24 protein-coding genes and 1 tRNA gene are annotated in these 23832 nt (G+C 64.8%); 17 read left to right on the top strand and 8 right to left on the bottom strand.

Features of this window, described 5'->3' with window-relative positions; genetic code table 11:
• The first annotated feature begins 7 nt into the window (after nucleotides 1–7).
• The 5 genes from BLT03_RS01960 to hutG all read left to right on the top strand — a co-directional run bounded on the left by BLT03_RS01960 (nucleotide 8) and on the right by hutG (nucleotide 5359).
• Complete coding sequence (locus BLT03_RS01960) at nucleotides 8–889, top strand: phytanoyl-CoA dioxygenase family protein (protein WP_092739740.1); 882 nt, start codon at nucleotides 8–10, stop codon at nucleotides 887–889.
• Nucleotides 890–894: 5 nt separating this feature from the next.
• Nucleotides 895–1503: a HutD/Ves family protein gene (locus BLT03_RS01955; RefSeq protein WP_092740086.1), complete on the top strand. Its 609-nt coding sequence runs from the start codon at nucleotides 895–897 to the stop codon at nucleotides 1501–1503.
• Between the two features lie 181 nt (nucleotides 1504–1684).
• Nucleotides 1685–2971, top strand: a complete 1287-nt coding sequence (gene hutI / locus BLT03_RS01950; RefSeq protein ID WP_092739738.1) for an imidazolonepropionase — start codon at nucleotides 1685–1687, stop codon at nucleotides 2969–2971.
• Nucleotides 2968–4443, top strand: coding sequence for a formimidoylglutamate deiminase (locus BLT03_RS01945; protein ID WP_092739736.1), 1476 nt, complete (start codon nucleotides 2968–2970; stop codon nucleotides 4441–4443). The genes hutI and BLT03_RS01945 overlap by 4 nt, the downstream gene beginning before the upstream one ends.
• A gap of 88 nt (nucleotides 4444–4531) precedes the next feature.
• Complete coding sequence (hutG, locus tag BLT03_RS01940; protein WP_092740084.1) at nucleotides 4532–5359, top strand: N-formylglutamate deformylase; 828 nt, start codon at nucleotides 4532–4534, stop codon at nucleotides 5357–5359.
• A gap of 42 nt (nucleotides 5360–5401) precedes the next feature.
• Here the strand turns inward: hutG and BLT03_RS01935 are convergent, their stop codons facing one another.
• The gene (locus BLT03_RS01935; RefSeq protein ID WP_092739734.1) at nucleotides 5402–7351 is read right to left on the bottom strand and encodes a phosphatase PAP2 family protein; all 1950 of its coding nucleotides are present in this window, start codon (nucleotides 7349–7351) and stop codon (nucleotides 5402–5404) included.
• Between the two features lie 149 nt (nucleotides 7352–7500).
• Here BLT03_RS01935 and BLT03_RS01930 point away from each other — a divergent pair, with 149 nt between their 5' ends.
• Nucleotides 7501–7755, top strand: a complete 255-nt coding sequence (locus BLT03_RS01930) for a hypothetical protein (RefSeq protein WP_092739732.1) — start codon at nucleotides 7501–7503, stop codon at nucleotides 7753–7755.
• A gap of 53 nt (nucleotides 7756–7808) precedes the next feature.
• Here the strand turns inward: BLT03_RS01930 and asd are convergent, their stop codons facing one another.
• Nucleotides 7809–8660: an archaetidylserine decarboxylase gene (gene asd, locus BLT03_RS01925; protein WP_092739730.1), complete on the bottom strand. Its 852-nt coding sequence runs from the start codon at nucleotides 8658–8660 to the stop codon at nucleotides 7809–7811.
• Between the two features lie 408 nt (nucleotides 8661–9068).
• On the opposite strand from asd, the gene infA reads away from it, so the two are divergent.
• Together infA and BLT03_RS01915 are read left to right on the top strand one after the other, a co-directional pair.
• Nucleotides 9069–9317, top strand: a complete 249-nt coding sequence (gene infA / locus BLT03_RS01920) for a translation initiation factor IF-1 (protein WP_092739728.1) — start codon at nucleotides 9069–9071, stop codon at nucleotides 9315–9317.
• Between the two features lie 73 nt (nucleotides 9318–9390).
• A tRNA-Pro gene (locus tag BLT03_RS01915) sits at nucleotides 9391–9467 on the top strand.
• 164 nt (nucleotides 9468–9631) lie between these two features.
• Here BLT03_RS01915 and BLT03_RS01910 read toward each other — a convergent pair.
• Complete coding sequence (locus BLT03_RS01910) at nucleotides 9632–9913, bottom strand: hypothetical protein (RefSeq protein ID WP_139160286.1); 282 nt, start codon at nucleotides 9911–9913, stop codon at nucleotides 9632–9634.
• Between the two features lie 238 nt (nucleotides 9914–10151).
• Between BLT03_RS01910 and BLT03_RS01905 the strand changes: the two genes are divergently transcribed.
• Nucleotides 10152–10940, top strand: a complete 789-nt coding sequence (locus tag BLT03_RS01905) for an acetyltransferase domain-containing protein (protein WP_092739723.1) — start codon at nucleotides 10152–10154, stop codon at nucleotides 10938–10940.
• 84 nt (nucleotides 10941–11024) lie between these two features.
• On the opposite strand, the gene BLT03_RS01900 is transcribed toward BLT03_RS01905, so the two are convergent.
• The 5 genes from BLT03_RS01900 to BLT03_RS01880 all read right to left on the bottom strand — a co-directional run bounded on the left by BLT03_RS01900 (nucleotide 11025) and on the right by BLT03_RS01880 (nucleotide 14637).
• On the bottom strand, nucleotides 11025–11810 hold the full coding sequence (locus BLT03_RS01900; protein ID WP_092739721.1) for a foldase protein PrsA: 786 nt from the start codon (nucleotides 11808–11810) through the stop codon (nucleotides 11025–11027).
• A gap of 67 nt (nucleotides 11811–11877) precedes the next feature.
• Nucleotides 11878–12150 carry a BolA family protein gene (locus tag BLT03_RS01895; RefSeq protein ID WP_092739719.1) on the bottom strand — a complete coding sequence of 91 codons (273 nt, stop codon included), beginning with the start codon at nucleotides 12148–12150 and terminating at the stop codon, nucleotides 11878–11880.
• The gene (locus BLT03_RS01890) at nucleotides 12147–12710 is read right to left on the bottom strand and encodes a septation protein A (protein ID WP_092739717.1); all 564 of its coding nucleotides are present in this window, start codon (nucleotides 12708–12710) and stop codon (nucleotides 12147–12149) included. The genes BLT03_RS01895 and BLT03_RS01890 overlap by 4 nt, the downstream gene beginning before the upstream one ends.
• A gap of 32 nt (nucleotides 12711–12742) precedes the next feature.
• Nucleotides 12743–13156 carry a peptide-methionine (R)-S-oxide reductase MsrB gene (gene msrB, locus BLT03_RS01885; RefSeq protein WP_092739715.1) on the bottom strand — a complete coding sequence of 138 codons (414 nt, stop codon included), beginning with the start codon at nucleotides 13154–13156 and terminating at the stop codon, nucleotides 12743–12745.
• On the bottom strand, nucleotides 13153–14637 hold the full coding sequence (locus tag BLT03_RS01880) for a protein adenylyltransferase SelO (protein WP_092739713.1): 1485 nt from the start codon (nucleotides 14635–14637) through the stop codon (nucleotides 13153–13155). The genes msrB and BLT03_RS01880 overlap by 4 nt, the downstream gene beginning before the upstream one ends.
• 214 nt (nucleotides 14638–14851) lie before the next feature.
• On the opposite strand from BLT03_RS01880, the gene BLT03_RS01875 reads away from it, so the two are divergent.
• From BLT03_RS01875 to BLT03_RS01840, 8 genes are all read left to right on the top strand, one after another.
• On the top strand, nucleotides 14852–16492 hold the full coding sequence (locus BLT03_RS01875; RefSeq protein ID WP_092739711.1) for a 3-(methylthio)propionyl-CoA ligase: 1641 nt from the start codon (nucleotides 14852–14854) through the stop codon (nucleotides 16490–16492).
• 191 nt (nucleotides 16493–16683) lie between these two features.
• Nucleotides 16684–17919, top strand: a complete 1236-nt coding sequence (locus BLT03_RS01870) for a branched-chain amino acid ABC transporter substrate-binding protein (protein WP_092739709.1) — start codon at nucleotides 16684–16686, stop codon at nucleotides 17917–17919.
• Nucleotides 17920–18017: 98 nt separating this feature from the next.
• Nucleotides 18018–18971 carry a branched-chain amino acid ABC transporter permease gene (locus BLT03_RS01865; RefSeq protein ID WP_092739707.1) on the top strand — a complete coding sequence of 318 codons (954 nt, stop codon included), beginning with the start codon at nucleotides 18018–18020 and terminating at the stop codon, nucleotides 18969–18971.
• A 4-nt stretch (nucleotides 18972–18975) separates the two neighbouring features.
• A complete protein-coding gene (locus BLT03_RS01860) occupies nucleotides 18976–20286 on the top strand; it encodes a branched-chain amino acid ABC transporter permease (RefSeq protein WP_092739705.1) in 1311 nt (436 codons plus the stop codon).
• A complete protein-coding gene (locus tag BLT03_RS01855) occupies nucleotides 20283–21116 on the top strand; it encodes an ABC transporter ATP-binding protein (protein WP_245711193.1) in 834 nt (277 codons plus the stop codon). Before BLT03_RS01860 ends, BLT03_RS01855 begins: the two co-directional genes overlap by 4 nt.
• Nucleotides 21117–21118: 2 nt before the next feature.
• Nucleotides 21119–21808 (top strand): ABC transporter ATP-binding protein, encoded by a 690-nt coding sequence (locus BLT03_RS01850; protein ID WP_092739703.1) that lies wholly within the window; start codon nucleotides 21119–21121, stop codon nucleotides 21806–21808.
• Between the two features lie 239 nt (nucleotides 21809–22047).
• Nucleotides 22048–23262 carry a transglutaminase family protein gene (locus tag BLT03_RS01845; protein WP_092739701.1) on the top strand — a complete coding sequence of 405 codons (1215 nt, stop codon included), beginning with the start codon at nucleotides 22048–22050 and terminating at the stop codon, nucleotides 23260–23262.
• Entirely contained in the window at nucleotides 23243–23830 is a 588-nt protein-coding gene (locus BLT03_RS01840) for an RHS repeat-associated core domain-containing protein (protein WP_092739699.1), read from the top strand. Before BLT03_RS01845 ends, BLT03_RS01840 begins: the two co-directional genes overlap by 20 nt.
• Nucleotides 23831–23832 lie beyond the last annotated feature (2 nt).

Below are 23832 nucleotides of genomic sequence, written 5' to 3'. Positions count from 1 at the left end.
AAAAGCCATGGCAGCCCTTGCACCCCTGGCACTTTCGCTTTCGCTTTCACTTTCGTCCTCGCTGCAGCAGCGGCTGCAGCGCTGCGTGACTGATGAGACCGTGGCCGACTTCGCACGCGACGGGGCCGTCTGCCTGCGGCAGTTGCTCACGCCCGACGAGGTGGCGCTGCTGCGCAGCGGCATCGACGCCAACCTGGCCGCGCCGAGCCCGCGCGCCAAGGTGGCGAGCCGGCCCGACGATCCGGGCCGCTTCTTCGAGGATTTTTGCAACTGGCAGGACATTCCCGCCTTCGGCCGCTTCATCGCCGAGACGCCCGTGGCCTGGGCCGCACAGCGGCTCATGCAATCGGCCACCGTGCGGCTGTACCACGACCACGTGCTGGTCAAGGAGCCGGGCACGCGCCAGCGCACGCCCTGGCACCAGGACCAGCCCTACTACAACATCGACGGCTCGCAGAACGGGAGCCTGTGGATTCCCGTGGACCCGGTCGCCCGCGAGGCCACGCTCGAATTCGTGGCCGGCTCGCACCTGGGGCCGTGGCGCATGCCGCGCACGTTCATGGACCAGCAGGCGCGCTGGTTTCCGGAAGGCTCGCTGGCCGAGCTGCCCGACATCGAGGCCGACCGCGCGGCATTCCCCATCCTGGGCTGGGAGATCGCGCCCGGCGACGTGGTGTGCTTTCACATGCTGGCGCTGCACGCCTCGGGCGGCGTGCCCGGGCCGCAGCGCCGCCGCGTGTTCTCGGTGCGCTTTCTGGGCGACGACACGCGCCATGCGCCGCGCGCCTGGAAAACCTCGCCCGACTTCCCGGGCCTGGCCGACACCCTGCCGGCTGGCGCGCCCATGGCGCACCCGCTGTTTCCGCTGCTGGTCGGGGAGGGTGCATGACGGCGCTGCAGCGGTTCGATCTGTCGGCCATCGCGCCCACGCCGTGGAAGAACGGCGGCGGCGACACGCGCGAGCTGGCCTGCTGGCCGCCCGGCGCCGGCATGGACGCCTTCGAGTGGCGCGTGAGCGTGGCCACCATCGCCGCGCCCGGGCCGTTTTCGGCCTTTCGCGGCGTGGAGCGCCAGATCATGCTGCTGGACGGTGCCGGCGTGCGCCTGCGCGCGCTGGACGAAGGCATCGACCACGCGCTGGACGAGCGCTGGCGGCCCGTGGCGTTCGCGGGCGACCAGGCCATCGACTGCATTCCGCTGGGCGGCGCCTCGACCGACTTCAACCTCATGCTGCGCCAGGGCCGATGGCAGGGCGCCGTGCAGGTGCTGCAGACGGCATGCGTGCCGGGCAGCACGCCGGCCGGCCTGTGCATGGTGCTGTCCGGCCGGTGGCAATGGGGCAGCGAGGTGATGCAGGCCGGGGAGGGCCTGTGGTGGAGCACCGCCGCGCCGCCGGGCGCCCACGCAGCGCTGCAACCGCTGGGTGGCGGCGCCGACACGCCAGCCGTCGCCTGGGTGGCGCTGGTGCCAGGATTTCAGTCAAATCGGCCTCTGGCGCAATAAGCACTAGGGTGTATAGCTATTAAAATAATAGCAATCGACTGGAGGGGCCGGTGGCTTGACGGCGCCGGCTGCCATCCGGTCCTGTGTACGACTCGGGATTTTTATGGAGGCTTAAAAAGCCTCCAGCGCAATAATCACTAGGGCATACAGCTATGCCTTTCATAGCAAAAAAGGGAATGACATGACCGTGCCGCACGACGAGTTCTCCAAAGCCCCCAGCGCCGACGGCGTCTGGCTCGGCCTCCATCTGGCGCCGGGGCTGGCAGCGCCCGATGTATCCGTGGCCGATGGCGCGCCGGCCGCGCTGGTGGTGGAACACGGCGTCATCCGCTGGGTCGGCCCTGAAGCGGACTTGCCCGCCGGCTACGCCGCCTTGCCGCCCCATGCGGCGCGCGGTGCCCTGGCCACGCCGGGGCTGGTGGACTGCCACACCCACCTGGTCTATGGCGGCCAGCGCGCCAACGAATTCGCCATGCGGCTGGCCGGCGCCACCTACGAAGAGGTGGCCCGGGCGGGCGGCGGCATCGTTTCCTCGGTGCGCGCCACGCGCGAGGCCAGCGAAGACGCATTGTTCGACCTCGCTCTGCCGCGCCTGACGGCGCTGCTCGACGAGGGCGTGTGCGCCATCGAGATCAAGTCCGGCTACGGCCTGTCCACCGAGCACGAGCGCAAGCAGCTGCGCGCCGCGCGGCGCCTGGGAGAGGCCACGGGCACCACGGTGCGCACCACGTTCCTGGGGGCGCACGCGCTGCCGCCCGAGTACGCCGGCCGCAGCCAGGACTACATCGACCATGTCTGCCAGCACATGCTGCCCGCGCTGGCGGCCGAAGGGCTGGTGGACGCGGTCGATGTGTTCTGCGAGCGCATCGCGTTCACGCTGGCCGAAACCGAACAGGTGTTCCAGGCCGCGCAGCGGCTGGGCCTGCCCGTCAAGCTGCATGCGGAGCAGCTGTCCGACATGGGCGGGGCGGCGCTGGCCGCGCGCTATGGCGCGCTGTCGTGCGACCACATCGAGCACCTGTCCGCCGACGGCATCGCCGCCATGAAGGCCGCCGGCACCGTGGCCGTGCTGCTGCCGGGCGCCTATTACACGCTGCGCGACACGCACCTGCCGCCCATCGCCCAACTGCGAGAGGCCGGCGTGCCCATGGCCGTCTCGACCGACCACAACCCCGGCACGTCGCCCGCCTTGAGCCTGCTGCTCATGGCCAACATGGCGTGCACGCTGTTCCGCCTGACCGTGCCCGAAGCGCTGGCCGGCATCACCACGCACGCCGCGCGCGCGCTGGGGCTGCAGGATTCGCACGGCCTCATCGCCGCGGGGCGGCCTGCCAACTTCGTGCTCTGGCCGTTCGCCGAGGCGGCCGAATTGGCGTACTGGTTCGGCCACAAGCCCGCGCGCACCATCGTGCGGCAGGGGCGCATTGCCAAGGGCGCATTTCCGTCCAGCCAAGGGGTCCGCCGATGAGCGACATCAATTCTTCTTTTTCTGCCCCAGCCGGGCTTTCCGCCTCGGCGCCAGCACCGCCCGCCGGATCGTTGTTCGCCCCGCATGCGCTGCTGCCCGGCGGCTGGGCGCGCGACGTGCTGCTGCAGTGGGATGCCTCGGGCCGGCTGGCCACGGTGGCGCCGGGCAGTGCGCCGGGTGCCGCGCCGCAGGCTCCGGGGCCGGTCATCCCCGGCATGCCCAACCTGCATTCGCACGCCTTCCAGCGCGCCTTCGCGGGCCTGACCGAATACCGCGCGCCGCAGCCCGACGGTAGCCAGGACAGCTTCTGGAGCTGGCGCAACCTCATGTACCGGTTTGCTGCGCGTACCACGCCCGAGCACCTGGAAGCCATCGCCACCTGGCTGTATGTGGAGATGCTGGAGGCCGGCTACACCTCGGTGTGCGAGTTCCACTATGTGCACCACGATGCCGCAGGCCAGCCCTATGCCGACGACGCCACCATGTCGCTGGCACTGCTGCGCGCCGCGCAGACCGCGGGCATCGCCATCACCCTGCTGCCGGTGCTGTACCAGACCAGCGGCTTCGGCGCACGGCCCCCGCGCGAGGATCAGCGCCGCTTCATCCGCAGCACCGACAGCATGCTCTCCTTATTGGAGCGGCTCGCGCCCGTGGTGCCTGCACAGGGCGGCGTTCTGGGCCTGGCGCCGCACTCGCTGCGCGCCGTGCCGCCGGACAGCCTGCGCGTGGCGGTGGAGGGGCTCGCCGCACTCCTGCCGCAGGCGCCGGTGCACATCCACATCGCCGAGCAGACCCAAGAGGTGGACGACTGCGTCGCCTGGAGCGGCCAGCGCCCGGTGCAGTGGCTGCTGGCCCACGCGCCGGTCGATGCGCGCTGGTGCCTAGTGCATGCCACGCACATGACGCCCGACGAATACGCGGGCGCCGCGCGCACCGGCGCCGTGGCCGGCTTGTGCCCGACCACCGAGGCCAACCTGGGCGACGGTCTGTTCGAGTTGCCGCGCTGGCTGGCAGACGGCGGCCGCTGGGGCGTGGGCTCCGACAGCCATGCCTGCGTGAACGCGGCCGAAGAACTGATGCTGCTCGAATACGGCCAGCGCCTGGCGCTGCGCCAGCGTAATGTGTTGGCCAGCCGCGCGCACCCCGAAGTCGCCACCGCCATGACCCTGCAGGCCGTGCAGGGCGGGGCACAGGCCAGCGGCCGCTGGGCCGAGGGCCGGCAGGCCGGCATCGCGGTGGGCGAGCGCGCCGACCTGGTGGTGCTGGACGCCGGGCACCTCGCCCTGCAGGGCCTGCCGCCCGACAGCATGCTGGGCGCGCACGTGTTCGGCAGCCATCGCACGTCGGCGCTGCACAGCCTGTGGACCGCCGGCACGCCGCGCGTCGTCGCAGGCCGCCACGCCCTGCACGAAAGCGCTGCCGCGGCCTTCGTGGCCGCGCGCAACGCGACCATCACCGATCAAGGCCAGTGAGCTCCTCGTCGAGCCTTACCGATCGTTATCGAGCCTTGCCGGTCCTGAACGACCCTTTCCCTCGCACCGCATGACCCCTTCGCACGCCATGACCGATACGCTTTCTTCGCCACCACCGTTCACCTTCCACCAGGGCACGGCGCCGCTACTTATTTCCATGCCGCACGTGGGCACGCATGTGCCGCCCGCTATCGCGGCGCGCTTCACCGACGAGGCCCGCCATGTGCCCGACACCGACTGGCATCTGGAGCGGCTGTACGGCTTCGCCCGCGACATGGGAGCCTCGATCCTCGTGGCCACGCATTCGCGCTATGTGATCGACCTGAACCGCCCGCCGGACGGCGCCAGCCTGTACCCGGGCCAGAGCGTGACGGGCCTGTGCCCGGTCGATACGTTCGACGACACGCCCATCTACGCCCAGGCCGGCGATGCGCCGGACGCCGCGGAGACCGCCGCGCGCCGTGACGCCGTCTGGGCGCCGTACCACGCGCAACTGGCGGCGGAGCTGGAGCGCATCCGCGCTGCGCATGGCGTGGCCGTGCTGTGGGATGCGCACTCCATCCGCTCGGTGCTGCCGAGATTTTTCGACGGCAAGCTGCCGGACCTGAACCTGGGCACCGCCAACGGCGCCAGCTGCGATACCGGTCTGGCCGACGCGCTGCTGGCCATCGGCGAGTCCGACCCGGCCCATACCGCCGTGCTCAACGGCCGTTTCAAAGGCGGCCACATCACGCGGCACTACGGTGATCCGGCGCGCAACGTGCATGCGGTGCAGCTGGAAATGACGCAGTGCAGCTACATGCAGGAAGCCCTGCCGTTCGACTACCTGCCCGATGTGGCGGCCCGTGTGCAGCCGGTGTTGCGCCGCATGCTGGAGGCGGCGCTGGACTTCGCCCGCGCGAACGCCCGCCCATGAATCGGGCCACGGCGGCGGTAACGCCGCCGTGGCGCCGGCCGATCAGGCGGCGGCGTCGATCCTGAGCTGCACGGAATCGTCCAGATAGATCGGCGTCACCTTGAAGCCGTTGACCGTGATGCTGCCGAACGTGCCGCGCACCGGGGCCCCGCGCACCAATGTGATGGTGGAGCCGATCGCCGGCGTGAAGCCCGTTCGGAACGCGATACGCAGTGCGCCGGCCAGCGTGACCGGGCCGCCGGCCTGCAACTGCCCGGCGCCGCTGGTACCCAGGCGCAACTCCAGCGTGCTGCCGCTGCCCAGCGTGAAGGCGCCACCGATGGCGAGTTCGGCCGGAGCGTTGTTGATCAGCGTGCCGCCGCTCAGGTACACATCGCCCTGGCCCAGCGCGGCCGTACTGTCGGCCTGCACCGCGCCGGCAGCCACTTCCGTGCCCCCGGTGTAGCGGTTCGCGCCACCCAGCGCCAGCGTGCCGCTGCCGCGCTTGGTGAGCTTGCCGGCCCCGGCGATGGGGTTGCGCCAGGTGTCCATGGCGTGTAAGCCGCCTTGCGCCGCATCCATGGTCACCGACACGTCGCCGTTGAACTGGCCATAGCCGTCGCCGGCGGCGAACAGGTTCAGCCGGCCCCAGCCTTCGGCATCGTCGAGCACCGGGTAGCCCGAGGCGATGGCGGTGGTCTTGAGCACCACGCGGCGCTGGGCGGCGTCGAGGTACGGAAAGCGTGTTTCCAGCAACACCTCGGCGCCCTTGGGCACCACGGCGGGGCGGGTGGTGTCGCCGGTCGGCGCGAAGCCGAACGTCATGCGCCGCAGGTACTCGGCCCGGTTGGTGGCAGCGTCGGCGAAGCGGTCGGCACCGACGGCCTGGGAATGCGCGAGGCGCAGGAACTCTTCCGGGGTCTTGGCGCCCACGGCCGCCATCAGCGTGCTGCGCGCCTGGGCCACTGCGGCGGCCTTGCGCGAAGCGTTGGCGCCGGTGGCGATGCTGGCGGCGGCCACAGCCTGGCCGTGCACCCGGCCGCTGATCACATCCAGCGGCGAATGCATGCCCGCCAGGATGCGGCTTTCGCCCATCTCCAGCCCGCGCGCCAGCATTTCCTGAAACCGCTCGGGCACGACGTAGGCCATGGCGATGGCATCGCGCACGCCCTCGGCCGTGTGGCCGCTGGTGAAGCCGCCATCGGTCGCGGGGGCGGTGCTCTTGGCCGGCACCAGCGCGGGCACGATCTGCACGCTGGTGCTCCAGCGCCAGGGGCGGGCGTATTTGTAGAAGCGTTTGGCCGGTTCGGTCGAGCCGTTGTCACCGATGCCGCCGATGAAATCCACCACCGTGCCGAAGCTGGCGTTGGCACTTCCGCCCACGCCGGCGTTGTTGCCCGTTTCGTTGTAGAGCACCGTGGTCGCATCCGCAGGAATACCGGCAATGCTGGTCTTTTGCTGTGCGGCTGTGCGCCAGGCGTCTGCCAGCGGCCCCAGGCCGTCGGTCACGCTGTAGGCCTTGCCGCGCCGGTCATCCTGATAGGCCAGGAGCTCTTGCGCTGCGGTGCGGCGGGCCGTGGCATCCACCACGTACTGGATGTTGCGTGCGTGCACCGAGGCGTTCAGCACCGTGCCGTCGGTGGCATCGCCGGGAATGCCGGTCCATGCGGACGGCTTGATCGCAGGGAACGCGCCGTTGGCTTCGGCCGTTACACCGGCGTCGACCAGCAGCGTGCTGGGCTTCCAGATGTCCAGAAAGCCCGAGAGCACCCGCACGCCGGCGTTGGTGGCCGGCGTGGCGTATCGCGCATCGCCGCGCTGGTTGGTGAACGCGAAATCGACGAATGGCGGCGTCGTGGCTTCATTCGGCACCGGCGCAGAGTCGGCAGAACCCACGCCGCGGGGCGCTTCGGGCGGTGCGGCGTCAGAACCGCCGCCACCGCCGCAGGCGGAGAGCGCGAAGGCGGCGGCAAGCGCCAGGATCAGGGTGCGTCGGGGCAAAGGCAGCGTCATGGAGGGCGGGCAGGTTGGGGAAACGGAGCGGGTGCGCACAGGCCTTGCCGGCCTGCTGCGGCTGCACTCTAGGCACGCGCTGTGACAGCGCCGTGACTTGCGCGTGCAATCATTTCCCCGTAACAGGCCGGCGCGGGGTAGCATGCGGCATGGAAATCGCCCCCACCCTCGCGCCTGCGGTCGCGGAAAAGCCCGCAGCCCTGCCAGGTTGGGAAGAAGTCTTTCACATGCCGCTCTTTCGGCCCGGCACGTCCGTCCGACTGGGCGACCAGTGGGAAACCGTGAGCCACGTCGCCCTGCGACGGCAAGAATTGGCCATCTACCTCGTGGGGCACGAAGCGTCCGTCTCCCCCAATCGCCTCTTTCTGCAGCCTTCCGCCTTCACGACCGTGCGTCAGCGCTGACCGGCGTCGCTCTGCGCCGCCCGTTGTGCGCGGGCAGGGCTTTTTCCTTCAGATCAAACCGCGGGCCGCTCGGCCATGGCTTCGCCGAGCCGCACCGGCCGCGCGGGAGCCCAGTGCTCCGAAAACTGCACGGCGCCGCGCTGAAACAGCAGCACCACCGTCGAACCCAGCAAAAAGCGGCCCATTTCTTCGCCCTGGCGCAGCGTGATCTGGCGATCGGCATAGTCCCACTGCCGCAATTCACCGCTGCGTGGCGGATTCACCTGGCCATGCCACACCGTGGCCATGCTGCCCACGATGGTCGCGCCCACCAGCACCAGCGCCATCTTCCCCAGCGGCGTGTCGAACATGCAAACCACGCGCTCGTTGCGTGCAAAAAGCCCCGGTACGCCCCGCGCCGTGACCGGATTCACCGAAAACAGATCGCCCGGCACATGCACCATGCGCTGCAGCGTGCCATCGCAGGGCATGTGGATGCGGTGGTAATCGCGGGGGCTCAGATAGATGGTCGCGAAACTGCCGTCATCGAACTGCTGCGCCAGTGCGGCATCGCCACCCACCAGCGCCGTGGTCGAGTAGCGGTGGCCCTTGGCCTGAAAGATCTGGTCTTTTTCGATGGGGCCGAACTGGCTGATCGCCCCATCCACCGGACACACGGCCGCCGCAGCGGCCAATGGACGGGCCCCGGTGCGCAGCGCGCGCGTGAAGAAATCGTTGAAGGTTGCGTAGGCCGCCGGGCGCGGCTCGGCCGCTTCGCTCATGTCCACCTGGTAGCGGGCAATGAACCGCTCGATCGCCGCCGTGGTCGTCGGGCCGCCCTGGGCCCGCGCTAAGCGGCCCGCCAACGCCGTCAGCGCCTTTTTGGGAAGAAGATATTGGGGCAGTACGGCAAGGCGATCTGACAAGGTGGACGTCCTGAGCGGTTGGGGTGCGAGGCATTCTAACGACCGCTTCCGCGTGGCAAGACCCTGCATTTCCCTAGTGCGGCGGTATCGATATTCAGCGTTGCATTGGCGAAACCCTCGGCCGTGGCGAAGGGCGGTCATCCGGATCGAGCGGGCTAATCGGAGCGGCGAAGTCTCACTATCCCACACGATTGCCTACTACGTTACAATGGTGCGTTTTTGCGCAGCGCCTCGCTGTGTATGAAAGCCGCCCGCCGGCCTTTCTGACCGATGCGCCCTGGGGCGCAGTGAATTCCCCCGCTTGCTGTGCACCGAGCCTGAATCTCTTGCGAGGTGGGCCGACGTTCTGGTTGCAGTTTCGCGCAGGCCCGACTCCTCCTATTACTGTTTGAAGATTGACTTGAAATCATGGCCAAAGAAGAACTGATTGAAATGCAGGGCTCCGTGACGGAAGTCCTCCCCGATTCCCGCTTTCGCGTCACGCTGGACAACGGCCATCAACTGATTGCCTACACCGGCGGCAAGATGCGCAAGCATCACATCCGCATTCTTGCGGGCGACAAGGTCTCCCTGGAGATGTCCCCCTACGATCTGTCGAAGGGCCGCATCACCTTCCGCCACCTCCCAGGCCGTGGCCCGGGCCCGTCGTCGCGTTGAGTTTGAAAAAATCTGGAAAATTTCTTTGAATCTTCCAAATATGGGGTCGATGCAAGGTTAGAATTCTGGTTGTCGGAGCGTAGCGCAGCCTGGTAGCGCATCTGCTTTGGGAGCAGAGGGTCGCGAGTTCGAATCCCGCCGCTCCGACCATTGATTCAAGGGGTTAGGTCATTTGACCTAACCCCTTTTGCCTTTTCTGACATGGCAAATTTGACCGTGCTTTTGGCGTCCATCTGATCAATCACTCAGGCTGACGATGGTCCTTCGGCACAAAGACGCCTTTTATCAAGGCCGCATCAACTCCGAGACCAAAATCATCCTCGGGTGCGAAGTAACCTCAAAATCCACTCTCGCTCATAACTGAGCGCTACCACGTCCTCTTCTGAGAGATTACGCGGCAGGGTCAGCGTGTTCGCTTCGGGAATGGCGTGTTCAAACACCATCAGCAGGGCGGTTGGTTCCGGATGCAATATCACCAAAGCCTGGGCCAGCATATTGAGGGCTTGCGTTTGGGCCGTCACACTGGCCAACGCACTTTTGAGTGTGGTGATTTCCTCGCGCAGCAGTTTCATCTCTGCTTGTGAATCATTTTCCATAATGCCTCCTCATGCCATGCTAGGGCGACGCCATAAGGCCAACAAGCTGAAATTGCATCCAGCATGGCATTGCGCGCAAATACCGCTGCTCGCGGCAATACAAAATCCTGCATGAACTGACTCGGCCAGACTTCAGTTCTGACGCTCGCCCAGGCGCCATGGGTCTGTATCTGATGCGTCTTGCACAATGCAGTCGATCGACAGGTAGCCTTCAATCCTCTTTCAACACCACACCGCAATGCCATCAGCATCTTCTTCACGCAGCCCCTTTCCCCGCAACGGTGCTCGCATGGAGGGCGTCGATGCACTGCGCGGCTTGGCCATGGTGTGGATGACCGTTTTTCATTTCTGCTTCGACCTGAGCCATTTCGGGTTCTGGCCGCAGAATTTCCGGGCCGATCCGTTCTGGACGGTGCAGCGCACGACCATCGTGGGACTGTTCCTTTTTTGTGCAGGCTTGGGACAGGCCTTGGCGTGGAACCAGGGGCTGGGCTGGGAGCGATTTTTCAGGCGCTGGCTGCAGATCGCAGGTTGCGCCCTGTTGGTCACTGCCGGGTCCTACCTGATGTTTCCGCGCAGCTTCATCCATTTCGGGGTGCTGCACGGCATGGCGGTCATGCTTCTCATTGCGCGGCTGACGGCAGGGTGGGGCGCCTGGCTCTGGCTGGCAGGCGCTATTGCGATCGCAATGCCTCACTTGGCGGCCTGGGCGCTGACCGATGGCCCGTTGACCGCGTGGGCTGCCACCTTCAACGGCACGGCGCTCAACTGGCTGGGGTTGATTTCACGCAAGCCTTTCACCGAAGACTACGTGCCGGTGCTGCCTTGGCTCGGCGTGATGTGGTGGGGCCTGGCGTACGGCCAGTGGGCGCTGCGAAGTCGCCCGCAATGGATCGCAAGGCCGTTGCCGAAGGGTTTTGCGCCGCTATCCACGCTGGGTCGCTGGAGCCTGAGCTATTACATGCTGCACCAGCCAGTCATGATCGGCCTGCTGATGGCGGTGTCCTGGTTATTGGGGCGCCCATAAAAGCAAAACGCGGCACAAGGCCGCGTTTTGCTTTGACCAGAAGCACGTTGGTCTCGGCAACGTTGCCGAGACGTGCTCAGCCGATTACTCGACCTTGGCCTTCGTGCGCAGTTCTTCCTGGAACTTCGCCAGTTTCTGCTGCTGCAGTTGCTGGGCCACTTGTGGCTTCACTTCTTCCAGCTTGGGCAGCTTGGCTTCACGCACATCGTCCAGGCGGATGACGTGCCAGCCGAATTGAGTCTTGATCGGCGTCTGGGTCATCTGGCCCTTGTTCAGCTTGACCAGGGCTTCGGTGAACTCGGCCACATAGCTGCTGGGAGATGCCCAGTCCAGGTCACCGCCACGGGCGCCGGACCCTGGGTCCTTCGACTGCTTCTTGGCGATGTCTTCGAACTTGCCGCCCTTCTTGATGGAAGCGATGATGGCCTTGGCCTGATCTTCCTTTTCCACCAGGATGTGGCTTGCCTTGTATTCCTTGCCGGTGTTGGCGGCCAGGAACTTGTCGTATTCGGCCTGGATTTCGGCGTCGGTGACGGGGTTGGCCTTTTGGTAATCAGCGAACAGTTCGCGGATCAGGATGGTCTGGCGGGCCAGTTCCATCTGGGTCTTGTAGTCGGGCGAGGCTTCGAGGCCGCGCTTTTGGGCTTCCTGCAAGAAGATTTCGCGGGCGATGACTTCTTCCTTGATCTGGCCTTCGACCTCAGGGGTCACGGGGCGGCCGGAGCGTTCCACTTGCTGTTTCAGGGCTTCGGCGCGTTCCTTCGGGATCGCCTTGCCATTCACGACAGCGATGTTTTGAGCGTAGACGGGAAACGCCGTCGCGCCCAGCACGGCAGCGGCCACGAGGCCGGTCAAGAGCTTTTTCTTCATTGGGGAGTCCACAAAAAGGAAATGAGTTGCGGGCAGTTTGCCCGCAAGTCCGACAGATAGTGCCGGATCAAAGAACTTCAATGGCTATGGCGTGAGCGCCGTGGTCAATAAATTCTTGCAGCGCATCATACACAAGGCGATGTTGGGCAACGCGCGGTTTGCCTGTAAACAAAGGTGACGAAATGCGCACCCGGAAATGGGTGCCGAAACCCGTTCCGTTGGCCCCCACATGGCCTGCGTGGGCCGCGCTTTCATCGAGCACTTCCAGGGCGGAGGGCGACAGCCGCTCGCGCAGTCGCAGGGCCATGGCTTCGGCGGTGATCGCCAGCGTGGCGGTCATGGCTGAACGTCCTTGGATGCGGTTTTAGTCTCGTCTTCCTTCATGTAGCGGCTCAGGAACAGCGCCTGTCCGATCACGAAAACCGCCATCAGGCCGATGCCGCCAAACAGCTTGAAATTGACCCAGGTGTCGGTGTCGAACTGGTAGGCCACCCACAGGTTGACCAGGCCCATCACCGCGAAGAAGCCGGTCCAGCTCCAGTTCACGGCGCGCCAGGCAGCGTCGGGCAATTCCATCTGCGCGCCCATCAGGGAGCGGATCAGGTTCTTGCGGAAGAAAAGCTGCCCGATCAGCAGTGCCGAGCCCATCAGCCAGTAAAGCACCGTGGGCTTCCACTTGATGAAGGTTTCGCTGTGCGACAGCAGCGTGGCGCCGCCGAAGACGACGATGACGCCCAGGCTGATCCACTGCATGGGTTCGACCTTGCCGTTCTTGTAGCGCAGGTAGCCGATCTGCAGCACTGTGGCCACGATCGCCACGGCCGTGGCGGTGTAGATGCCCCACAGCTTGAAAGCTGCGAAGAACAGGATGATGGGGAAGAAGTCGATCAGCAGTTTCATGGGGCTGGAGCGTTGGCGGGCGTTGCCGCCGTTCAGGAAGCACCGGGCTCGAAATCGAGCGATGCGGAGTTCATGCAGTACCGCAGGCCGGTGGAGGCGGGGCCGTCTTCGAAGACATGGCCGAGGTGCGCCCCGCATTGTGCACAAACCGTTTCGGTGCGGACCATGCCATGGCTGCGGTCCACGATTTCCTTGATCGAGCCCGGCACCGCCTGCGAAAAGCTCGGCCAGCCGCAGCCCGCGTCGAACTTGGTGTCCGAATCGAAGAGTTTGGCGCCGCAGCAAACGCAGTGGTAGCTGCCGTCGGCCCAGTGGGCCTCGTATTTGCCGGTGAAGGGCCGCTCGGTCGAAGCGTGGCGGGTGACTTGCCAGGCCACGGGTTCGGCGCCCTTGCTTTGCAGGAGGGCCTGCCATTCGGCATCGGTCTTCTTGATGGGAAAGGTCATGATGAACAGCTGATTTCGATGGAGGAAGCCCAGTCGGGCGGGAAGTCGGCCCAGGTTTCGTGGCCTGGGTGCTCGTCGAAAGGTTGGGCCAGCAGTGCCTGCAGGGTGTGCAGCGGTACGAAGTCTCCCTGCTCGGCCGCGCGGATGGCTTGCTCGCCCAGGTGGTTGCGCAGCACGAACTTCGGATTGCATTTCAGCATCGAATCGGCCACCTGCCGGCGATCTGATTGCGCCAGGCGCTCTGAATAAGATAGCAACCAGGCGTCCCAGCCTTCCCGGTCGATGAACAGGTCGCGCACGGGCTCGAAGTCGCTGCCGGCCACCGCATGCGACAGGCGGCGCCAGAAAATGGGGTAGTCCACGCCGCTCTCGGCCAGCAGATTGAGCAGGCCGTCCACCAGCGCAGCGTCACCTACCTGCGCATCTGCCAGCCCCAGCTTGCCGCGCATGCGCTGAACGAACTGGGCGGGGAAAACGGTCTGGTAAGACTCCAGCGCGGCCTGCGCCAGCGCCACGTCTTCGATCAGCGGCAACAGCGCCTGGCCGAGGCGGAACAGATTCCAATACGCGACGTTCGGCTGCCGGTTGAACGCATAGCGGCCCTGCGTGTCGCTGTGGTTGCACACATGGCCCGGCACGAAGGCGTCCAGAAACTGGAACGGTCCGTAGTCGATCGTGAGGCCCAGGATACTCATGTTGTCCGTGTTCATCACGCCGTGGCAAAAGCCCTGAGCCTGCCAATGGGCCAGCAGCGTGGCGGTGCGTTCGCTCACGGCCTGCAGCAAGGCGGCGTAGGGATTGCCGCCGTGCGCGTCCTGCCCTCGGCACGCGGGGTAGTAACGGTCGATTACATAGTCGGCCAGGGTACGCAACTGCGGCAGCATGTCGCGCGCCGCGAAGTGCTCGAAATGACCGAAGCGGATGAAGCTCGGCGCCAGGCGGGTGACGACTGCGGCGGTTTCGATTGCTTCGCGCTGCACCTTGGCGGGCGAGCCTGTCAGCGCCAGCGCCCGCGCGGTGGGCACGCCCAGCGCGTGCATGGCTTCGCTGCACAGGAATTCGCGGATGCTCGACCGCAGCACGGCGCGGCCGTCGCCCATGCGTGAATACGGCGTGCGGCCGCTGCCCTTGAGTTGCACCTCCATGCCGCCCGTGGTTTCGCCCAGCAGGATCGCGCGGCCATCGCCCAGTTGGCCGGCCCACACGCCGAACTGGTGACCGCTGTACACGCTGGCCAGCGGCCGCATGCCGGACAGCAAGGCGTTGCCCGTGCAGACCTGCAGCGCCGCGTCCGAAGCGAGCCAGTCGGGGTGCACGCCCAGAAGCCGGGCCGCGTCCTGGCTGGTGGCCACCCAATGGGGAGCGGGCAGCGGCGTGGGAACCAGTTCAGTGAAGAAATCAGGGCCCAGGTCCGCAAAGCCGTTGCGCCATTCCAGGCCGGACGCAGGGGCCGTCGCAGAGGAGGGAAGGGATGCGTTCATTCGCCGAATTGTCTCCGACCCGCTTTGCCACGCGCGGCAAGGGGACTTGGGGCGCTGAAGCGCGAGCAGTTGCAGCCGGCAGCGGCCCGTGCTGGCCGCCTGTCAAACAGGCGACAGATGCGGCCCCACGGCGGGCCGCCGGTCCGGCTGTGCTGCGCGGAGCGCACGGTAGGATGCCGCGGAACCATTCACAACGACAACCCAAGGAGCCAACATGCTGGGCCTGATGCAAAGTCAACCCTTGCTGATTTCCACGCTGATCGAATTCGCCGAACGCCACCACGGCGACGTGCAGATCGTGTCGCGCCGAGTCGAGGGCGACATCCACCGCTACACCTACCGCGACATGGCGGTGCGGGCGCGGCGGCTGGCCAACGTGCTGGACGGCATCGGCCTGGCGCCCGGCGACCGCGTAGCCAGCCTGGCGTGGAACGGCTACCGGCACATGGAGATGTACTACGGCGTGAGTGGCTCCGAGCGTGTGATGCACACCATCAACCCACGCCTTCACTCGGACCAGGTCGCGTGGATCATCAACCACGCCGAGGACAAGGTCCTGTGCTTCGACCTCACCTTCCTGCCCATCGTGCAGGCCGTCCATGCCAAATGCCCCACGGTGCGCCATTGGGTGGCGCTGTGCGATGCGGCGCAGTTGCCTGCCGACAGCGGAGTCCCCGGCCTACTGAGCTACGAATCGTGGATCGGCAGCGCCCCGGACACCTACGTGTGGCCGACCTTCGATGAGAACACCGCTTCCAGCATGTGCTACACGAGCGGCACCACCGGCCACCCCAAGGCCGTGCTCTACAGCCACCGCTCGACCCTGCTGCACGCCTATGCGGCTGCCTTGCCCGACGTGATGGGCCTTTCCGCCAGCGATGCCGTGCTGCCCGTGGTGCCGATGTTCCACGTCAACGCCTGGGGCCTGCCGTACTCCGCCCCGCTGGTGGGTGCCAAGGTGGTGTTTCCCGGCCCGGCGCTGGACGGCAAATCGGTCTATGAACTGATGGATGCCGAAGGCGTCACCTTCGCGGCCGGGGTGCCCACGGTGTGGCAGATGCTGCTGAACCACGTGAAGGCCGGCGGCCTGCGCTTCGGGCAATTGAAGCGCACGGTAATCGGTGGTTCGGCCTGCCCGCCGGCCATGATCCAGTCGTTCCAGGACGACTACGGCGTGCGGGTGCTGCATGCCTGGGGCATGACGGAAATGAGCCCGCTCGGCACGCTGTGCTCGCTCAAGAACAAGCACCTCACCCTGCCGCGCGACGAGCAGATGAAGATCCTGCTGAAGCAGGGCCGCGCGATCTACGGCGTGGACATGAAGATCGTCGACGGCGACGGCCAGGAATTGCCCTGGGACGGCAAGACCTACGGCGATCTGCTCGTGAAAGGCCCGTGGATCGTGGAGAACTACTACCGCGGCGAGGGCGACCCGCTGGTGCCCGATGCGCAGGGCCGCGGCTGGTTCCCCACCGGCGACGTCGCCACCATCGACCCCGACGGCTACATGCAGATCACCGATCGCAGCAAGGACGTGATCAAGTCCGGCGGCGAATGGATCAGCTCCATCGACATCGAAAACATCGCCATGGCGCACCCTGCCGTCGCCATGGCCGCCTGCGTGGGCATGCCGCACCCCAAGTGGGATGAGCGACCCATCGTGGCCGTCGTCAAGCGCCCCGGTGCCGAGGTCACGCGTGAAGAACTGCTGCAGTTCTACGACGGCAAGACCGCCAAATGGCAGGTGCCTGATGACGTGCTGTTCCTCGACGCCATCCCCATCGGCGCGACCGGCAAGATGCTGAAGGCCAAGCTGCGCGAGCAACTGAGGGACTATCGCCTTCCCGGCCTTTGAGCATGCCTGGGCGCGTTTTGAGCGCGTTTGAGCCGCATTTGCGCAGTCCTGGAGCCACTGCGCGCGGCCGTCCCAAGGGCCGCTGCGCAGTCGCATGCGGGATAGCGGATAGGGTGAATCCCTGAGCATTTCCTCGGTGCCGTGCCTTACGCTGCGGCCTGTTCCATTCAGAACCCAAGAGGAGACAGGCGATGAGATTTGCTATCAAGGCTGTAGCTGCATCCGTAATCCTGGCAAGCGCTGGCGGCGCGTTCGCTCAAAAGGGCGACACCGTGAAGATCGCCTGGCTCGACCCTCTGTCCGGCCTCATGGCCGCGGTGGGAACGAACCAGCTGAAGAGCTTCCAGTTCCTCTCGGAAGAGTTCAACAAGAAGAACGCTGCCGGCGTGAAGTTCGAGATCATCGGCATCGACAACAAGCTCAGCCCGCAGGAGACCACCAGCGCATTGCGCTCCGCCATGGACCAGGGCGCGCGCTACGTGGTGCAGGGCAACGGCTCGGGCCCTGCGCTCGCCATCATCGACGCGCTCGAAAAGCACAACGCGCGCAACCCCGGCAAAGAGGTCATGTACCTCAACTACGCCGCCGTGGACCCGGACCTCACCAACAGCAAATGCAGCTACTGGCACTTCCGCCTGGATGCCGACACCTCGATGAAGATGGAGGCCATGACCACCTTCATGAAAGACCTGCCCGAGGTGAAGAAGGTCTACCTCATCAACCAGAACTACTCGCACGGCCAGCAGGTTTCCAAGTTCGCCAAGGAAAACCTCGCGCGCAAGCGGCCTGACGTGCAGATCGTGGGCGACGACCTGCACCCCCTGGCCCAGGTGCGCGACTTCGCGCCCTACATCGCCAAGATCAAGCAGTCCGGTGCCGACAGCGTCATCACCGGCAACTGGGGCTCCGACCTGGCGCTGCTCATCAAGGCCGCCAACGACGCTGGCCTGGCCAACGTCAACTTCTACACCTACTACGGCGGCGTGACGGGCAGCCCCACCACCATGGGTTCGGCCGCGGCAGGGCGGGTGTACATGGTTTCGTACAACCACCTGAACCTGCCGGGCGACATCGGCCGCGTGGTCACCGAGTACAAGAAGAAGTTCAACGACGACATGTACACCGGCGCCGTGTACCACGCCTTCGCCATGCTCGATGCCGCCTTCGTCAAGGCCAAGTCCACTGACCCCATGAAGGTCGCTCCCGTGCTGGAAGGCATGAAGTTCAACAGCTTCAACGGCGAGGTCGAAATGCGCAAGAGCGACCACCAGCTGCAGCAGGGCCTCTTCGTCTCCAAGTGGGAAAAGGCCGGCGGCAAGTACCCCAACGACGCAGAAAATACCGGCTACACCTTCGTTCCGGTGAAGTACTACGAGCCCTACGTGGCCAGCACGCCCACTTCGTGCCAAATGAAGCGGCCGTCCTGATCGGCCCAGGCCGATCTGATTTTTTCAGTTTCATTGCTGAGACCTTGGGCCCGGGGTTCCTCGGGCTCTTTTTTTAACCGTGCCGGCGTTGTTCTTCGATGAATCTTGAGTTTTTCGTGATCTCGCTGCTCAACGGCATCAGCTATGGGCTGCTGCTGTTCATGCTCAGCTCCGGGCTCACGCTCATCTTCAGCATGATGGGCGTGCTGAACTTCGCCCACACCAGCTTCTATATGCTGGGTGCCTACATCGCCTACACGCTCTCCGGGCTGGTGGGTTTCTGGGTGGCGCTCTTCGTCGCGCCGCTGCTCGTCGGGGCGCTGGGCGCAGCCTTCGAGCGCTATGCACTGCGCCGCGTGCACCAGTTCGGCCATGTGCCCGAACTGCTCGTCACCTTCGGCCTCTCGTACCTGATCCTGGAACTGGTGCAACTCGTCTGGGGCCGCTCCACCGTGCCCTACGGTCTGCCCACGCAACTGCAGGGCCCGCTGTTCACGCTGTACGGCACGCAGTTTCCGAAGTCGCGCTCGTTCGTCATGCTGGTCGCGCTGCTCATGCTGCTGTCCGTGTGGCTGCTGCTCACCCGCACCCGCATCGGCTTGGTGATCCAGGCCGCGCTCAAGCACCCCGACATGGTCGAGGCGCTGGGCCACAACGTGCCGCGCGTGTTCATGCTCGTGTTCGGTGGCGGCTGCGCGCTCGCCGGGCTGGCCGGCGTGATCGGTGGCAACACCTACGTCACCGAGCCCGCCATGGCGGCATCGGTGGGCTCGATCATCTTCGTCGTCGTCGTGGTGGGCGGCATGGGCTCGCTCGCCGGGGCGTTTCTTGCCTCGCTGCTGATCGGCGTGCTGCAGACCTTCGCCGTTGCGCTGGACTACTCGCTCGCGCACGCGCTGCGTGCGGTGGGCATGGCCGTCACCGAGCAGACCTTCGGCTGGCCGCTGCTCAAGCTCACCGTGTCGCAGGTGGCGCCCATCCTGCCGTACCTGCTGCTGGTGCTGATCCTCATCTTCCGGCCCAAAGGCCTGCTCGGCACGCGGGAGGATTGAACCCATGCGCTCCCCCCACTCCTCGCCACCGGCCTACCGGTTCAAGCCGCTCAACATCGGGCGCATCGTCATCTGGGGCCTGTTCGCGGCCGCACTCATCGTGGCGCCCATGCTGTTCACCAGCAGCCTGGCGCTCACCATGCTCTCGCAGATCGGCTACCTCATCGTCATTTGCCTCTCCTACAACATGCTGCTGGGGCAGGGCGGCATGCTCAGCTTCGGCCACGCGGTGTACACGGGCTTGGGGTCGTTCATCGCCATCCACGCGATGAACCTGGCCGGCAAGGGCGCGCTGCCGATCCCGCTCGTGTTCATTCCGCTCGTGGGCGGGCTCGCCGGGCTGTTCTTCGCCGTGCTGCTGGGCTTCGTCACCACCAAGAAGTCGGGCACCACCTTCGCCATGATCACGCTGGGCATCGGCGAACTGGTGGCCTCGATGGCGCTCATGTTCCCCGAGTTTTTCGGGGGGGAGGGCGGCATCACCACCGACCGCGTGTACGGCAAAGGCTTCATGGGCATCACCTTCGGCCCGGCCATCCAGGTGTACTACCTGATCGCGGCCTACTGCTTCGTGTGCACCGCGCTCATGTTCGCCTTCACCGGCACGCCGCTCGGCCGCATCCTGAACGCGGTGCGCGACAACCCCGAGCGCGTCGAATTCATCGGCTACAACACCCAGCGCGTGCGCTACTTCGCCTTCATCATCGCGGGTTTCTTCGCGGGCGTGGGTGGCGGGCTGGCGGCCATCAACTTCGAGATCGTCACCGGCGCCGACAGCGTGAGCGTGCTGCGCTCGGGCGGCTATCTGCTCTTCACCTTCCTGGGCGGGGCCACGTTCTTCTTCGGGCCCATCATCGGCGCCGTGCTGCTGGTGTTCGCCTCGGTGCTGCTGTCCGAGCTGTCCAAGGCGTGGCTGCTGTACCTGGGCCTCGTGTTCCTGTTCATGGTGATGTATGCCCCGGGCGGCATCGCCAGCCTGATCATGATGAACCTGCGCGTTGCCAAATACGGGCGGCTTCGCACGCTGTGGGTGTCTTACCTCGCCCTGGGCGGCACCGCGCTGGTGGCCGTGCTCGGCGCGGCCTGCATGGTCGAGATGACCTATCACCTGCAGCTCAACGCCGCCCTCGGGCCGGAACTGAATTTTCTCGGGGCCACGCTGAACGCGCGGGCGCTGTCCAGCTGGTTCGGTGCGGGCTTCGTGCTGCTGGTGGGGCTGGGCCTTTTCGAAACCGTGCGCCGCCAGTTCCTGCGGCAGTGGGGCACCATCCAGGAAGGCATCGAGCTGGACATCAAGCGGGGAGGCGCGGCATGAGCGCAGCACCAGCAACGGCACTCGCAGCAGTGCCCGCACCCGCATCCGCTACGGGCAACATCCCCTACGCCCTGGAACTGCGCGACCTGCGCAAGAGCTTTGGCAAGACCGAGATCATCCGCGGCGCCAACCTGTGCGTGGCGCCTGGCGAGCGCGTGGCCATCATCGGGCCTAACGGCGCCGGCAAATCCACCTTGTTCAACCTCATCAGCGGACGCTTCGGCGCCACCAGCGGCCAGGTGCTGCTGAATGGCCAGCGCATCGACGGCAAGGCCCCGTACGAAATCAACCGCATGGGCCTGTCGCGCAGCTTTCAGATCACCAACATCTTCCCCAAGCTCAGCGTGTTCGAAAACCTGCGCTGCGGCGTGCTGTGGAGCCTCGGCTACCGCTACACCTTCCTGCGGTTCCTGTCGCGCCTGCACGATGCCAACGAGCGTGCCACGCAGCTCATGGAACAGATCCGCCTGGACAAGAAGCGCGACACGCTCGCCATGAACCTCACCTACGCAGAGCAGCGCGCACTGGAGATCGGCATCACCATCGCCGGCGGCGCCAACGTCATCCTGCTCGACGAACCCACCGCCGGCATGAGCAAGAGCGAGACCGCGCGCTTCATCCACCTCATCAAGGAAGTGACCGTGGGCCGCACCCTGCTCACCGTGGAGCACGACATGGGCGTGGTCTTCGGCCTGGCCGACAAGATCGCTGTGGTCGTGTACGGCGAAGTCATCGCCTTCGACACGCCCGAAGCCGTGCGCGCCAACCCCCGCGTGCAAGAGGCCTACCTCGGCTCGGCGGTGGCCGACCAGCAGGCGGGAGGACACTAACCATGCTGCACATCGACAACCTGCACGCCTACTACGGCAAAAGCCACGTGCTGCACGGCGTCTCGTTCGGCGTGCAGCCCGGCGAGATCGTCGCGCTGCTGGGCCGCAACGGATCGGGCCGCTCCACCACCGCCAAAGCCATCATGGGCCTCGTGGACTGGGAAGGCACCCTCGAATGGAAGGGCCAGCGCCTCGACGGCAAGAAGGCCTACGAGATCGCGCACCTGGGCCTGGGCTACGTGCCCGAAAGCCGCGACATCTTTCCCAACCTCACCGTGCACCAGAACCTGCTGCTCGGCCAAAAGGGCAAGGGCAGCCGCTGGACCTTCGACGACATGTACGGCATGTTCCCCCGCCTCAAGGAGCGCCAGCACACCGAAGCCGGCGTCATGTCCGGCGGCGAGCAGCAGATGCTCACCCTGTGCCGCACCCTCATGGGCGACCCCGACCTCATCATCATCGACGAGCCCACCGAAGGCCTCGCGCCCAAGATCGTCGAACTGGTGGGCCAATACCTCATGGCCATCAAGGCCCGCGGCATCTCCGTGCTGCTCATCGAGCAAAAGCTCACCATCGCCATGACCATCTCTGACCGCGCCCTGGTCATGGGCCACGGCAGCATCGTTTTCGAAGGCACCCCGCAAGGCCTGCGTGAGAACAGCTACGTGCGCAAGGAGTGGCTGGAGGTGTGACTGCGTCGGGATTGGATGAGGTTGCTTTTCGCGCAATATGTGCCGACTGAGTAGCGGTCGTCCTCTCGCCAGACCGAGCCAAAGCGCTATTTGGCCTTGAAAGTCCACCGTACCATCCCATCGATAGGTACGTGTTGTTAATTAACAAATAGTTAATATCAGGCGATCATTCATCGGCTTGAGACGGCCACTCTGCGCTTAACATCGGCCCCAACAAAAAATGAAACGGGGAGGTTTCAATGAGCGCAAAAGGCGCGGCCACGTGCTTGCGCGTGGGCAATGCACAGGGCTTTGCCCCTGCTTCGGACAAGATCAACATGGCAGAGCCGGAGAAGCGCAGCCGCAGGGGTCTACACAGCGGCGCTTTGCGAGGTTCGCGCTGTCTTGCAACGCACTCTCCACGGGGCGACGGGGAGCATGTATCGAGTCCATCTCAGGCGGCCCAATGGCAAGCGTTGGAAATCCTTTTGAAAAGGTTGGCCTCTGCCATCTTCTTCCTGGCGTTGGCCTCAATGGCCCATGCCCAGCGGCTGAGCCAAACGGTGGATGAGAACCAAAAAATCATTCAGAAGATTTTGGAAGCCTCAGAGGCCGACATTGACTTGTCCAAAGCCAAGTTGGTCATCGACCGAATGATGGATCCGAGTGTCGATGTCGACGCGACATTGGCACAGCTAGACGACATGGCGCAGGGGATTCGAAAAGCACTGCCTGCGGGTGCTTCCAAACGCCGGATCTTGGATGCTTTGCGTTTTCACATCTATCAGCCCAATGAGTGGAACGAGCGGCGGCCATTTCAATACGACCTGGAAGATCCTTTCGGACGCGTGATCAAAAACAAGCTGTTGTCTAACTACCTGAGAAGTAGAAAAGGCAACTGTGTCTCGATGCCGCTGCTATTCATCTTCCTGGGGCAGCGGCTGGGGCTGGACCTGAGCTTGGCTGCCGCCCCCAATCATCTGTTTGTGCAATGGCGAGACAGCGACGGCAAGCTCTACAACCTGGAAACGACCAGCGGCGCCGGCTTCACGCGGGATGCCTGGTTGCGCCAGCAGTCGCCCATGACCGACATTGCTCTCAAATCAGGGATTTACTTGCGGCCAATGTCCAAAAAAGAGGCCATTGTCGCCATGGCAGAAACGCTTATGGCGTTTTATGAAAAACAAAATGAGCCGTATCGGCATGCAGAGATGGCTCAATTCTTGTTGAAATACAGTCCCAATGACATCTGTGCGCTTCTGAATCTGTTCGCGGCGACCCAGGAAATTCGAAGACAGGAGTTTGTGAAAAAGTATCCGATAGCCAACGACACTCCGATTAACGAGCGGCCGCGGCTTCTGATGCTGAATGATCAACTCGAGTCAATTTATGATCGGGCTTATGGGCTGGGTTGGCGGCCGTTGGAAATTTCTGCCAAAACTGGATACGGCGTAAATGCAAAATTTCAAAATTAGCAGAGGGAGAATGGTAATGAAATGGTTTAAATACATCTTGCTTGTCAGTTTTTTGAGTCTGGTAGCACAGGGACCTGCACTAGCACGGTATATACAGGCCGATCCAATCGGGCTGGATGGTGGGTGGAATCGGTTTGTGTATGTGGATGCCGACCCATTATCCGATTTTGATCCTGATGGGCTCGTTAGAAAATTTCGAGATCCTCTCGATCTGATGCCGCTCGAAGGTAATGGTGGAGGTGTGGGTAGTAATGGCGGAATGGGCGCTGGCCTCACCTCTAACGCAGCGCGTAGAGAGGTCATGACCCGAGCTGGCATACCTACTAGTCAACAACCTGTTTCACAGTCTAGAAATTCTTCAGGCAGAGAATACTCCTACGATGTGCCGTCACCAGGTGGCGGAACTCGAAGGATGTCTGTACAGCAACAGACTCTTGACAGAAGCCATATCAACCAGCCTCACTGGGAGGGTGGTCAAGCAAAGATCGATTCATCTACTGGACAGGTTCGTTATAACAGCTATGGTTGCCCCGCATTGATGAATGGTAAATTTAAGGTGGATTATTGATT

The sequence above is a fragment of the Paracidovorax valerianellae genome (assembly GCF_900102625.1).
GTDB lineage: Bacteria > Pseudomonadota > Gammaproteobacteria > Burkholderiales > Burkholderiaceae_C > Paracidovorax > Paracidovorax valerianellae.
The sequence above is the reverse complement of the archived record's forward strand: the minus strand, read 5'-3'. Positions and strand labels throughout refer to the sequence as shown.